A 12432-nucleotide genomic window follows, 5' to 3' on the forward strand; every position below is an offset into this window, starting at 1 on the left:
TGTGAAACGTAACAGCGCCTTCAGGGTCCGGCAGCAGCTCCACCTCGAGTGGGGCGCTGCCGGGCCCTTGTTGGCAGAAGCTTCGCGGTGCGCGGGTGATCCGCTGCCGCTGTTCCCGATCCTCCGTGCCGCGCCGGACCCAGCGCCCCGGCCAGGCGGCGGCAACACCCTGGCCCTGTGGGAGTTCCTCGCCGCGCTGGCCGCCGAGGACCTGACCGCCGCCCGCGCCGTGGAGCCGCACCTGGATGCCGCCGCCATCCTGGCGCAGGCCGGGGTGGAGCGTCCCGCGGGCACAGCGTGGGGTGTGTTTGCGGCGGAATCGTCCGGCACCCAACTGGACGCCAAACCCACCAACGACGGCGGTGCCTGGCTTTTGTCGGGCACCAAGCCGTGGTGCTCCTTGGCAGCGCACCTGGACCATGCCGTGGTCACGGCGCATGTCGACGGCGGACGCCGGGCGTTCGCAGTGGACCTGACGCAGCCGGCGGTCACCGTTGAGCCCGCCGAGTGGATCAGCCGCGGCCTGGCCGCCGTTCCCAGCGGACCGGTGTTTTTCCAGCAAGCAGTTGCCACCCCGGTCGGTGGAACCGACTGGTACCTGCACCGCCCGGGATTTGCCTGGGGCGGGATCGGCGTCGCCGCCTGCTGGTTCGGCGGGGCCGTAGGGCTCTTCCGCACGCTCCGGGCTGCCGCCACCTCTCGGACCCCGGACCAGTTGGCCTTGGCCTGGCTGGGCGAAGCGGACCGCTTGCTGGCGGCCGGCGCCGACGTGCTGGCCGCCGCGGCTGCCGCAGTGGACGCCGGAGCCGCCGGTGCGGTCCAGGCCCATCACGTCCGCGGCCAGATCGAGGCCATCTGCTCACGGATGCTGGAGATTTGCGCCCACACACTGGGCCCCGCACCACTAGTGTGGGACGAGCAGCATGCCCGGCGGGTGGCTGACCTCAGCGTCTACATCCGCCAGCACCATGCCTCCCGCGACGACGCGGCGCTCGGCGCCATGGTCCTAGAACAGCAGGAGCCCGTGTGGTAACCTTCTCCCACGTTGACGCCGGAACCAATGAAGCCGATTGGCTGGCGGCGGGCATCGACCGGCTGCCTCCGCTGGACGCGGGCGTGGTCCCGGGCCGCGGCTGCCGGCTGGTGGTGGCCGCGGCGCATCCCGACGACGAGTCACTCGGCGCCGCAGGACTGATCCACTCCTCGCTGGTTCGGGGAGTGGATGTCACCGTGCTGCTCTGCACCGCGGGCGAGGCCTCCCATCCGGATTCGCCCACTTACTCCGCGGCCGACCTGCGCAGGCTGCGGCTGGCGGAATTCCGCGCCGCGATGCAGGCACTGGAAGCCTCCGCCCAAGCACAAGCACAAGCCCAGACTCAGGCCCAGATGCAGACCCAAGCCCAAGCCCAAGCCCAGTCGGACCACGGGGCAAGTGCAGGCCGCCTGGAATGGCAGTTCCTGGGCATCCCGGACGGGATGGTCGGCCAGCACGCCGACGCCCTGGATGCCGCCTTCGCCCAAGCTCTAAAGGGCCACGCGCAGACGGTCGTTGCGGCGCCCTACCGGCAGGACGGTCACCCTGACCATGAAGCGGTGGGCCATGCGGCGGCCCGGTCGGCTACGGCCCACCGGGCGGATCTGCTGGAGTTCCCCATCTGGTACTGGCACTGGGCAGACGCTGAGGCCGATCCTCGTTGGGCCGAGTGGCGGGCCGTGCGGCTGTCGGCGCAGGACGCGGCGGCCAAACAGCTGGCGCTTGCCTCGCACGTCTCGCAGACCCAGCCGCTGTCCACGGCGGCGGGCGACGAGGTGCTGCTCAGTGAAACGTTTCAAGAACATTTCGACCGTGGCGTCGAAATCTTCGAGTGGACCCCGGTTGGTCCGGCCGGATCCGAGCACGCCGAGCACATCTTCGACCGGCTGTACCGCAGCGACCCGGACCCGTGGAACTACCTGTCCAGCTGGTACGAACGCCGGAAACGGGCCGTCACCCTGGCCGCCCTCCCGGCCGAACGGTACGGCAACGCCTTGGAAGTCGGCTGTTCCATCGGCGTGCTGACCGCCGAGCTCGCCGCCCGCTGCGATCGGCTGGTGGCGGTGGACGCCAGCGGCGTGGCACTGGACCGGGCACGCCGCCGGCTGGCGGACCTCAACAATGTGGAGTTGGTGCGGGCGCAGCTGCCGGCCGGCTGGCCATGCTCCGCCGCCGACGGACTGGACCTGGTGGCCATCTCGGAAATCGGCTATTTCCTGACAGGCCCGGAACTGCGGGAGCTGCTCGGAAAGGTGCAGGAAACCCTGAACCCCGGCGGCCACCTGCTGCTGTGCCACTGGCTGCATCCGATCGAGGGCTGGGAACTGGACGGCGAACAGGTCCACGCGGTCGCGAAGGAATCCACCGGCTGGGACGTTGTTGCCCTCCATCGCGAACGGGACTTCTTGCTGGAAGTGCTGCAAGCGCCGGAGCGCGCGCAGTGACCGCCGCGCCAGTGGCCGGCCCCGCCGGGGTGACATCCGCAGACTGTGCCGCCGGGGGAGGGGATGCGGCACCCGCGTTGCGGCGCATCGCCGTCGTTGTTCCGGTGCACAACGAGGAGCAACTGCTGGGAAAATGCCTGCGCCGGCTACGGCGGGCCATGGACGTGCTCCGGGCCCGGCAGCCGCACTGCGACGTGGAGCTGGTGGTGGTGCTGGACCGGTGCACCGACCATTCGGCCAAGATCGCCGGGCAGGCGGCCCGGGCGGACGGGCGGATCACCGTGCTGGCGGGCGACTTCGGCTCCGTCGGTGCCGCGCGCGCGGCCGGAGTCTCCGCCGCGCTGGAAGCCGATGGCCGCAACACCGCGGCCGAGGAGACGTGGCTTGCCTGCACCGACGCGGACACCTTGGTGCCGGAAGACTGGCTGACGGCCTTTGCACGGCTGGCCAACGCCGGAGCCGATGCGGTGGCGGGGACGGTGGAACCCGAGACCGCCAGCCTGGCACCCGGGCTTTTGCGCGCCTGGCGGGAAAACTACACCGGGCAGGAACCGAGTACCAAGGTGCACGGCGCCAACCTCGGCGTCCGGGCGTCCATGTATCTGGCTGCCGGCGGCTTTCCTGCGCTCGCAGAACATGAGGACGTCCGGCTGGTCGAAGCCATCCGTTCGCTCGGCGGCGTGGTGTTGCCAGCGGCGCACCTGCAGGTCACCACCTCGGGCCGGCTGCGGGGCCGGACTCCTGGCGGGTTCGCCGGCTATCTTGCCAACCTCGAAGCGGCCGGCAGCTGACGCGCTCCCGCGAGAAACAGACGCGGAAGCGTGCCAGGCCACCCCTTAGCGCCGACGTGTCCGGGCTAAGCCCGGCACTCCAATGCCTCGCTGACCGGTCCTAGGTTGAAAAGGCGTCGGTCCACGATCGTCTCGATCGTCAGCACACTAAACCGCGCGTACCAGGTGATGTCGCCGCACGGCAGGGCCAAGGCCTCGGCGACGTCCGGCGTGTCGTGGTGCCAGTAGCGCCGCTCCTGGACTTCGTCGTCCAGACGGACTGTTCCTTCCGCCTCCAGATGAACGGCCACCGGAACTCCAACATCGTCGTGGAGTGCCTTCCGGGCCTGGATCCAATGGACGTTGTGTCCCGGGCCGAACCACGAGCACGGTTCCGTCCTGATCGGGGGCTCATCGTTGGCTCGGTTTGGGTAGTTGGCCATGCCAGTTCCTTTCAACGGTCCGCCACCGCGGACGCTCTTGCCTGTTCCAGTCGGAGACGGGCCGCTTCTTCATCCGAACCACCCGTGAGGTTGGGGTTGGTGTGCGGCCATGTCGGAGCATGTGCCCTCCTTGACGGAGGGCGGGGGCGCATCTCGTGAAGCTGCCTTCAGCCTAGTGGCCGCCTCTGACAAAATGGTGCGGCATGGCCAGCCCGGCCAGCGGCGGCGGCCGGCAGCTGAAGCGGCGCGCTTAGGACCCCCGGCCGGATTGCAGGACCTCCAGGTAGTGCGGGTTCTGCATGATCCCCAGCACGTTGCCGAACGGATCGACCACCGAGGCCGTGATGAAGCCGGGCCCCCGCTCGGTGACCGGCTCCAGTTCCTTGGCGCCCTTCTCCAGCAGCCGACGCCGGACGGCCTCCACGTCGTCCACGTGCCAGTAGAGGATGGCGCCGCCCGGATCTATCCCGTGTCCCCCCGGAGCATGCCTCGTGTCGATCAGGCCGAGCTCATGCTGGTAGTCGCCGATCCGGAACTCGGCATAGCCAGGCTGCTGGAAATACGGCTCTGTGTCCAGCAGGTCCGAGTACCACTCCACGGCGGCCGGCAGATCCGAGGTCCAGTAGCTGACCGTGCTCATTCCCCGCAGCATGGGTTCCCTCCCGGTCGATAGCCAGCGCCGCCCTAGGTCGCGGTTCGCCGTGATGGTGGGACGCTACCGCAGATCGCCCCTGCTGTCTGCCCCTCCCGGTGACGCCACGGACAGTCCTGCCTCTTCTGCGGCGGCGGTCAATTCACGGTCGTAGGCCACGAAGGTGTCGGTGTGGAGACGGAGCGCCGTGGCCAGATGGATCGCGTCCGCGGACCTGAGGCGTCCGGGCAGCGCGGCGGCGAACACCAGATCGTCGCGGGACAGATCAACCAGGTTGATGGCGGCAAGCACGGCATTGATGGTTCGGGCCGGGACGGCGGCGCCGACTCGCCGTCGGGCGGCATGATGCAGTTCGGTATAGAGGAGCATCGACGCCGTCAGTATCTCGCCATCCGCGCTGAAGCGGGTGAGCGTGCGTGCCAGCTTGGCAGATTCGTCCTCATCGATGACCAGCCAGGGGCTCTTCCGAAACGTGCCGGCGGCTTTCCAACCTCAGCTCTAAGTCATTCATGACCACGGCGGCCAGGTCTTCCAGCGTGAGGGTGTCCTCGGCGCTGAAGCCGCGCGGCTCGAAGTCCAGAACGCACAGCGTGCCCAGGTTGTAGCCGTCCCGGGTCTTCAACGGAACGCCCGCGTAGAACTTCAGTCCGAAGTCGCTGGCCACCAGTGAGTTGGACAGCGCTCGGGGATCAGCGGGCGCGTTGTTGATGATCCAGGGGCCGTTCTGCAGGATGGCCGAAGCGCAGAGCCCTGGTTCCCGGTCGATCTGCTCAATGTCCAGGCCGTGATGCGACTTGAACCAGATCCGATCGTGGTCCACCACGCTGACAATCGCGATGGGTGTGGAGAACAGCCTGGCGGCCAGCGCCGTGATCCGGTCGAAGGTGCCGTCCGGCGGGGTGTCTAGGATGTCGTAGCGGTGGACCGCTTCCATCCGCTGTGGCTCATCGGCCGGAATGATGGAAACATCCTTGTACCGGCCGCGCCGCGATTGCGCCAGATCGGACAGCATCAACGCCACCTCACGGCCGCTAGGCCGTGCCTCTGGCTCGCGCGCGGTCATGGCGGTCAGCAGCCGCTCCCACTCCGGCCCTAGCGTGGCCGGGATCACTGGATCGCGCAAGAGCCGCGCGACGGCAGACTCCAGCGGCGGCCCGGAGAACGCGGGCTGACCGGTCAGGCATTCCAGTAGCACCAGACCTAGCGAATAGATGTCGCTGGCCGGCCCGATGGGTTCGCCCTTAGCCTGCTCCGGACTCAGGTAGCCGGCAGTGCCATAAATGCCAGGGACATGGGCATCATCAGAGATCACGAGGGCGACGCCGAAGTCGGCGAGCTTGGCTCGCAGGCGCGACCCGCCGTCGTCGTAGTTGAACAGCATGATGTTCCCGGGCTTTACGTCCCGGTGGACCACGGAGTTGTTGTGGATGTAGGCCAGGCCCTCTGCCAGATCATGGCCAATCTGCGCCACATGCCGCGGCGGCATGGCGCCCTCCGCCAAGCGGGCCTTCAAGTCTGCGCCTGCGATCATTTCCATGACCAGGTAAATCTGCGGATGTCCGGCTTCGATCCGGTCGATGCCCGCGTCCAGAAGGGTCACCAGGTTGCCGTGGTTCAGCCGGGCCAGGAGCCTGATCTCGGCGTCGTCGTGGCGGAACTCTTCCTCGTTCATCGTGGGGCGTTGAATGACCTTGACAGCGACCTCGCGCCCTAGGACTTGATCTTCCGCCCGATACACCTTGGCGTTCGCTCCAGTGCCGATGAGGTTCATCAGTCGGTATCGTCCATCAAGGAGCATGCCGGATCGATCCAGATGAGGCGCCAACGTCTCCTGCTTTCTGGCCGCCACCTGGCGGCACCCCGACTGTCACTTTGACAGTACCCTTACTAATTCTATGGGGGTGGGATCCCGGTACCGACCAAAAAGGAGTCGGAATGCCGAATCGTTATATCAGTCGCCTGCGGCGACAACGGGCCGCTCTGCGTAGCGGCGTGATTCCCGCTTGGCCCGGGTGGTGAAGAAGACCCCAATAATCACGACCAGCGCGCCGAGGATCTGCATCACGCTGATCGGCTCGTCCAACAAGAGGTACGCGCCCAACATGGTGAAGACCGGGACGAAATTCAGGAACACCGACGCCTGCGAAGCACCGAGGACCGCGACGGCTCGGTTGTAGAGCAGCAGGGCAATCACCGACGGGAAGACGCCCAGGTACAGCAGGCCGGACCACTGACCGAGGGCGATCTCCGGGACGCCCACCATCATCCATTCGCCGATCACCAGCGGCAACAGGCACAGCACGGACAATCCGGTCATGACCAACACCGCGCCGTGGGCGGGGAACAGGTGCAGGTACTTCTTCACTGCTAGCGAGTAGACAGCCCAGGAGATGGCACCGGCAGTCATGATCGCGTCACCGATGTTCCACGAAATCTCCGCCAAGCGCAGCAGCTGGCCGTTGGTCACCACCCACAGCGCTCCGCAGAGCGAGAGCAGAATGCCGAGCCACTGCACGGGGCGGAGCCGTTCGCGCAGCAGCCAAAAGCTCAGCAGCACCGTGACGGCGGGAATGGACGCTTCCAGCACCGACACGTTGGTGGCCGAGGTGAACTGCAGCGCCGAGTAGATCAGCGTGTTGAACCCCGCGATGCCGGTGACCGTCATCAGAAGGAGCGGCTTCCAGTGCCGGACAAACAGCTGCCGGGAACGCCAGGCGCTGCGGTATCCGAGGGGAAGCAGCACCAGGAATGCGACGGCAATCCGGCCGAACGCGATGGTCAGCGGCGGCAGGTCACTGAGCGCCTTGCCGGTCAGGATATTGCCGGCATAGAAAACCACCACCAACATCAGCAGGAGATAGGCGCGCATACTGCTCCTCCTGCTTTGCCGTGGCGGGTATCGGACAAACACTAGCGGCAAAGGCGGCGGCGGGCATCCGGGGCAAGCGTTTGATCCGAGCTTCGGTGCGGGCTGCGGCGCGACGGTGGCACGTCGCCCGCCCGAGTTGGGTTAAATTAACTTCAGAAGAATGGAGAAAGGGCAGCGCCATGCCGGGCGAGAATCACAATGCTACTGAATTGACCGTGGAGGAGTTCCTCCATGACGCGGCAGTCGACAGCACGGAGCTTGAGGTTTTCCTCAATGCTCTGACGCGTTTGGCTGTACACAACCTTTCGCACCCGGACGAGGAGCTGCTGTGCGGCATCACGCTGCTGCGGCAGAAGAAGGCCGGCACCGTGGCCAGCAGCAGCGACCGTGCGCAGAAGCTGGACGAGATCCAGTACGACTACGCTGACGGTCCCTGCCTCAAGGCGGCCCGGGAACAGGTGCTGGTTCATGTGGCCGACCTGAATGACGATGCCCGCTGGCCCGACTACCGGACAACCGTCCTGGCGGAGGGCGTCCGGTCCATCCTTGGAGTGCCGATCCCCATCGACTCGGGCAACGCCGCGGGCCTCAATCTCTATTCGGATGAAAACGGCAGGTTCGACGAGGCGGCCATCGAGTCCGCCCAGCAGTATGCGCGGCAGGCGTCACGGGCGCTGTCCCTTGCAGTCCGTCTGGCCCGCCACCGTGATGCCGAAGCGGATCTGGAGGCCGCGCTGGAGTCCAGGACCACCGTGGCGCTAGCCATCGGCATCATCATGGGCCAGAACCGGTGCAGCCGGGACGAAGCCTTCGAGCTGCTCAAATCCGCCTCGAGCAGCCGAAACGTCAAGCTCCGCGACCTGGCGGCGGGCCTGGTGGCCTCCGCCGATCCGTCCTCCCCGGGCGCACACTTCGAGCGGTAACCGGCCCGCAACTGGGGTACGCGTTGACTTTGGGGGACGTTGCTGTAGCGTGAAAAGTGGCTAAAGCAGTTGGCCATTGAATAGTCGTATGGAAAGAACGTTCATGAATTACCAACTGCACGTTTCAGTCAGTCCACACTCCCCGCACTGCTTCGCGCTGCACCTCGGTCAACGTCAATCGGAGGTGGCGGCATGAGCGCCCTGCTGGAGTCCTCGGAGCTAACCACGTTCCCCTCCGACCTGTCTGCTTTGTCATGTGATGAGCTCCTGATGCTCAGCAGCCGGTGCTTCCGGCAGCTTGACCGCAAGCATCCTGTGCGCGATGCCATCGTCCAGTACTACGCCATCGCCCAAGAGCTCGAAACGCGTGAAACCGCCGCCTAACGCGTAGCGGGTGGGGGTTCCCGTTCCGCCCGCCCGCTAAGAGCTTGCTTCAGTACAAGAAGATCGGCAGCCAGTCGCGGTTGTGCGCGTGTACCAGCGCGAGGAAAAGGACGAAGTCAAAGATCAAGTGCACCGACACCACATAGGTGAACGACTTGGTCAGCTTGAAGGTGTATCCCTGCAGCAGGGCGAAGGGGAAGGTTAGCAGCGGCCCCCAGGCCTGGTACCCGATTTCCCAAAGGAACGACGAGAAGACAACGGCCTGCAGGACGTTAGCGAGCCAGTCGGGAAAGTGCCGACGAAGCAGCGTGAACGCTGTGCAGATGAAGAACAATTCGTCCCAGATGCCCACAGCGTTCACGCCGAGAAAGAGCCGCCAGAAAATAGCGGGGTCGGAGGCATCCGGCCAGTTTTGGTAGACCCCCGTGCTGACTAAGTAGACCGGCAGGATGAAGTAGCCGAGCGCCACAACGCCGATGAGGTACAGCTTGGCTGTCAGCGGCCATTTTCGGCCGGTGTTGACCGGAAATTTGATGATGTTCTCGCGGTAGACGTACTTCGACACCAGCCAAGGCACCAGCACGGCCAAGGTGAGCGCGCCACCCATCAGGGCCATGTGTGGGATGCTCAGATCGGCGTTCAGGGGAACCAAGCTAACGATGACTATTCCCGCCGCGATCAGCGCCAGGTCGCGCAATAACTGAGAGTCGACGAGGGCGGCCGTGACCATACTCAAAGCGAGCATGGTGTAGCCCACCGGGTCATTCCCGGTACCAAAGAGCAATATTCCGGACGCCGAGAGCAGCACCGCTGGCACCAATTTCCAACTGAATGCAGTGCGGGGCGGTTCAATCGATATCGTTGTCACGCAATAAGCATGTCAGCGCAATCGTCGGGCGCGAAACGGCGCGCAACTCGGCGGGTTTCTACACGGTGATGTTAATGGTGGCCGGTCTTGGTAGTACCGAACATGAGTGTGCGGCGGCTGACGTCGTAGTAGACGGTCTCCGAGGTGGAAAGGAGGTCCTGCAGATTGTCGGCGTCGTCGGCGTCCAGCGTCAGCACTTCTTCCCATGCGCCCTGGTCGAGGACCAGCTGCAGGGTCCAGGTTCCGCGGGCACCCGCCTCGCCGGCTATCCAGGTGAACTGGTAATGGCTGAGCTGGCGGACCTTGATGCTGTCATCGGTAATGGGTTGTTGTGGTGTAGGTGCCATGGTTTTGCTCCTCTTCAGTGGGAAGCCTTGACCGGCCTCACTGAGTGATGGGATCCGGATGTAACACCCCAGCGATGCTAAGGGTGCTGATTACCTTCCTCCATCGACGCCCCGCTGGCAAGCCCTCCCAGCGCTCAAGGACGCTTTCATGCCCGCTGTATTGCTTATTCCTCAAGCCACTCCGGGTTACAGATCTGGGGCGGCGACTGAATCGGCCGCACCTCAACACCCGCCACCGCAGGTGATGATTCGGTGCTCATCACCGCAGCTGCTTTTCTTCTCCGAACGAATTGTCCGAACCGACCGATAGTTTCTGTCGTATGCCCGAATGCCGCACCGCACGGGCTGAAGAGAAACGAAAACTATCACGTTGGGGAAAGACCATGGCGATTAATCAGAACACGTCCGTAATGCCTCCCTTCCCGGGAGCGCCTGCACCGCAGGAGAACCAAAACGCCGGCAAGGGTCTGGCGATCACGGCACTGGTGCTGGCGATTGTCTCGCTGCTGCTCTGCTGGGTCCCGTTCGTCAACAACCTCGTCTTCGGGCTGGGGTTCATTGCCCTGGGCTTCGCCATCGCGGCCACGGTCATCACTGTCAAGCGGAAGTCCAAGTCCAAGGGCATGTCGATCGCGGCGCTGATTATTTCAGTCATCTCGATCATCGGCGTGATCGTCTCGCAGATTTTCTACGCCTCGATTCTCGACGGCGTTGCCAATTCCATCGAGGACGCCGCCGACGGCGTCGTTGCGGTCGACGACGGCGAGCAAGCCGAAGTTGCCGAGGCCACTACCTTGGCGCTGGGCCAGGGCGCTGCCATCGGCAACGAGTACAACGTCACGGTCAAGGCTGTGAACCTTGACGCGACCAAAGACATTCTGGCGATGAACCAGTTCAACCAGGACCCCGAAGGACAGTATGTCCTCATCGATCTGGTGACCAAGTACGTCGGATCAGAGGAAGGCGATCCCTGGATCGATCTGGCGGTCAAGCTGGTCGGCGGCGATGCCCGCCAGTACGGCTCCAGCACTTGCATGGCTTCGCTCGAGAAAGAGGCGTTGACTGTGCCTACCCTCGAGAATGGTGGCGTCGGGGAGTACCAGCTCTGCCTCGATGTCCCGGCCGAAGCCGTGAAGGATGCCAAGCTGTTCGTGGAGCCGACCATCTCCTTCGACAATGACGCACGCGTTTACTGGGCCGTGAAGTAACTGCTTTCGCCAATCAGTCGGAACGCCGGTCCTGCCTCGCGGGGGACCGGCGTTCTGCTTATTCCTCCAGCCACGCCGGGGTGAACAGCAGGTTCAGTCCCTCGGCAACGGTTGGGTGGGTGATGACGGCATCACGCACGGCGGTGTAGTCCAGCCCGCCGATCATCGCCATCTGCAGCACGGCGATCGCCTCGCTGGCGTCCACCCCGCGCAGCGCAGCACCCAAGATCTTGCCGGTGGTGCGGTCCAGCACGGCCTTCCACTCGCCGGCCAACTGCCCCACGGTCCGGGCACGCGGGATCGCGCTCACCGGCATCCGCGCGATCCGCACGCTGTGGCCGGCCTCGCGCGCCTGCCGTTCGGTCAGCCCTACCCGGGCGAGCTCCGGCGTCGTAAAGACGGTGTAGGGGATAAGCCGCTCCACGGTGGACCGCGGCTGTCCCTCGCCGCGGGCAACGGCCAAGTTTGCCTTGAGGATGCGGTAGTCGTCGTAGGACGCGTGCGTGAACTGCGGTGATCCCGCCGCATCGCCCACTGCCCAGACTCCCTCGGCCGAGGTGTGCAGCCGGTCGTCCACCTGGATGATGCCCTTATCCGAAAGCACCACGCCAACGTCCTCCAGCCCAATGCCCTCCGTCATCGGCCGCCGTCCCAGCGCCACCAGCACGTCCTCGGCCTTGACCGTCTCCCCGGTGGATAGGCTCACGGTGACCGTCCCGTCGTCGGCGCGTTCGATCTTCTCTGCGGACGCCTCCAACTTCAGCGTGATGCCGGCCTCCGTGAAGTCCTTCGCTACCGCCTCGGCCACGTCCGCGTCCTCGCGCGGCAGCAGTTGGCCGGCGCGCTGGACTACGGTGACCTGCACGCCGATGGTGTTCAACAGGTCGGCGAATTCGCAGCCAATGTAGCCGCCGCCCAGGATCACCATGCTCGCCGGCAGCTGTTCCAGCTGCAGCAGCGTGTTGCTGGTCTGGACGCTGGATTCGGCCAGCCCCTCGATGTTCGGCAGGGCCGGCTCGGTGCCGAGATTAAGGACGACGTCGGTGCCTCGCAGCACGCGGGTGCCGCCGTCGTTCAGCGAAACCTCGACGGTCTTGGGCGCCACGAACTTCGCCTCGCCCAGAATAAAATCCATGCCGGAACCGGTGAACAGCTTTTCCTGTCCGGCCACCATGGTGTCCACCACATCCTCCTTGCGGTGGCGCAGCAGGTCGATGTCCATCCGCGGGTTCTCCGCCCCGGCCACCCCGAACTCCGCCGCCCGGCGCACGGTCTCCAGTACCCGGCCGGAGTGGATGATGGTCTTGGTGGGGATGCACGCCACGTTGATGCAGGTGCCGCCGATCATCGCCCGCTCCACCATCGCCACGCTCTGTCCCGACTTGGCCAGGTCCATCGCCAACGACTTGCCGGCCTTGCCGCCGCCGACTACCAGCAGATCGAATTCCTCGGGCTCCATGACTATCCTTCCCTCGGGGTTGCGGCGCGCA

Annotated in this window: 14 protein-coding genes and 1 riboswitch; of the genes, 6 read left to right on the forward strand and 8 right to left on the reverse strand. The window is 65.4% G+C overall.

The window, feature by feature from the left end; all coding sequences use genetic code 11:
• Position 1 precedes the first annotated feature (1 nt).
• The 3 genes from AC5RWT_RS00660 to AC5RWT_RS00670 are packed head-to-tail and all read left to right on the forward strand — an operon-like array spanning position 2 to position 3269.
• The gene (locus AC5RWT_RS00660; RefSeq protein WP_494078699.1) at positions 2-1033 is read left to right on the forward strand and encodes an acyl-CoA dehydrogenase family protein; all 1032 of its coding nucleotides are present in this window, start codon (positions 2-4) and stop codon (positions 1031-1033) included.
• A complete protein-coding gene (locus tag AC5RWT_RS00665) occupies positions 1027-2478 on the forward strand; it encodes a PIG-L family deacetylase (RefSeq protein ID WP_494078700.1) in 1452 nt (483 codons plus the stop codon). Before AC5RWT_RS00660 ends, AC5RWT_RS00665 begins: the two co-directional genes overlap by 7 nt.
• The gene (locus AC5RWT_RS00670; protein WP_494078701.1) at positions 2475-3269 is read left to right on the forward strand and encodes a glycosyltransferase family 2 protein; all 795 of its coding nucleotides are present in this window, start codon (positions 2475-2477) and stop codon (positions 3267-3269) included. Before AC5RWT_RS00665 ends, AC5RWT_RS00670 begins: the two co-directional genes overlap by 4 nt.
• Before the next feature lie 65 nt (positions 3270-3334).
• On the opposite strand, the gene AC5RWT_RS00675 is transcribed toward AC5RWT_RS00670, so the two are convergent.
• From AC5RWT_RS00675 to AC5RWT_RS00695, 5 genes are all read right to left on the reverse strand, one after another.
• A complete protein-coding gene (locus AC5RWT_RS00675; protein WP_494078702.1) occupies positions 3335-3691 on the reverse strand; it encodes a hypothetical protein in 357 nt (118 codons plus the stop codon).
• A 28-nt stretch (positions 3692-3719) separates the two neighbouring features.
• A riboswitch (SAM riboswitch) is annotated at positions 3720-3852 on the reverse strand.
• A gap of 89 nt (positions 3853-3941) precedes the next feature.
• Positions 3942-4331, reverse strand: coding sequence for a VOC family protein (locus AC5RWT_RS00680; protein WP_494078703.1), 390 nt, complete (start codon positions 4329-4331; stop codon positions 3942-3944).
• A gap of 75 nt (positions 4332-4406) precedes the next feature.
• Positions 4407-4796, reverse strand: coding sequence for a PIN domain-containing protein (locus AC5RWT_RS00685; RefSeq protein ID WP_494078833.1), 390 nt, complete (start codon positions 4794-4796; stop codon positions 4407-4409).
• Positions 4783-6114, reverse strand: coding sequence for a GAF domain-containing serine/threonine-protein kinase (locus AC5RWT_RS00690; RefSeq protein ID WP_494078704.1), 1332 nt, complete (start codon positions 6112-6114; stop codon positions 4783-4785). Before AC5RWT_RS00690 ends, AC5RWT_RS00685 begins: the two co-directional genes overlap by 14 nt.
• A 180-nt stretch (positions 6115-6294) precedes the next feature.
• Positions 6295-7212 (reverse strand): DMT family transporter, encoded by a 918-nt coding sequence (locus tag AC5RWT_RS00695; protein WP_494078705.1) that lies wholly within the window; start codon positions 7210-7212, stop codon positions 6295-6297.
• 179 nt (positions 7213-7391) lie between these two features.
• On the opposite strand from AC5RWT_RS00695, the gene AC5RWT_RS00700 reads away from it, so the two are divergent.
• Both AC5RWT_RS00700 and AC5RWT_RS00705 read left to right on the forward strand, forming a co-directional pair.
• Positions 7392-8135, forward strand: a complete 744-nt coding sequence (locus tag AC5RWT_RS00700; protein ID WP_494078706.1) for a GAF and ANTAR domain-containing protein — start codon at positions 7392-7394, stop codon at positions 8133-8135.
• A 192-nt stretch (positions 8136-8327) separates the two neighbouring features.
• Complete coding sequence (locus AC5RWT_RS00705) at positions 8328-8519, forward strand: hypothetical protein (RefSeq protein WP_494078707.1); 192 nt, start codon at positions 8328-8330, stop codon at positions 8517-8519.
• A 49-nt stretch (positions 8520-8568) separates the two neighbouring features.
• Here the strand turns inward: AC5RWT_RS00705 and AC5RWT_RS00710 are convergent, their stop codons facing one another.
• Positions 8569-9387: a CPBP family intramembrane glutamic endopeptidase gene (locus AC5RWT_RS00710; RefSeq protein ID WP_494078708.1), complete on the reverse strand. Its 819-nt coding sequence runs from the start codon at positions 9385-9387 to the stop codon at positions 8569-8571.
• A gap of 71 nt (positions 9388-9458) precedes the next feature.
• Positions 9459-9734 carry a hypothetical protein gene (locus AC5RWT_RS00715; RefSeq protein WP_494078709.1) on the reverse strand — a complete coding sequence of 92 codons (276 nt, stop codon included), beginning with the start codon at positions 9732-9734 and terminating at the stop codon, positions 9459-9461.
• A gap of 383 nt (positions 9735-10117) precedes the next feature.
• On the opposite strand from AC5RWT_RS00715, the gene AC5RWT_RS00720 reads away from it, so the two are divergent.
• Entirely contained in the window at positions 10118-10942 is an 825-nt protein-coding gene (locus AC5RWT_RS00720) for a hypothetical protein (RefSeq protein WP_494044404.1), read from the forward strand.
• Positions 10943-11000: 58 nt separating this feature from the next.
• Here the strand turns inward: AC5RWT_RS00720 and AC5RWT_RS00725 are convergent, their stop codons facing one another.
• A complete protein-coding gene (locus AC5RWT_RS00725; RefSeq protein WP_494078710.1) occupies positions 11001-12401 on the reverse strand; it encodes a dihydrolipoyl dehydrogenase family protein in 1401 nt (466 codons plus the stop codon).
• Positions 12402-12432: the final 31 nt, after the last annotated feature.

Source organism: Arthrobacter sp. Dra40 (assembly GCF_059091905.1).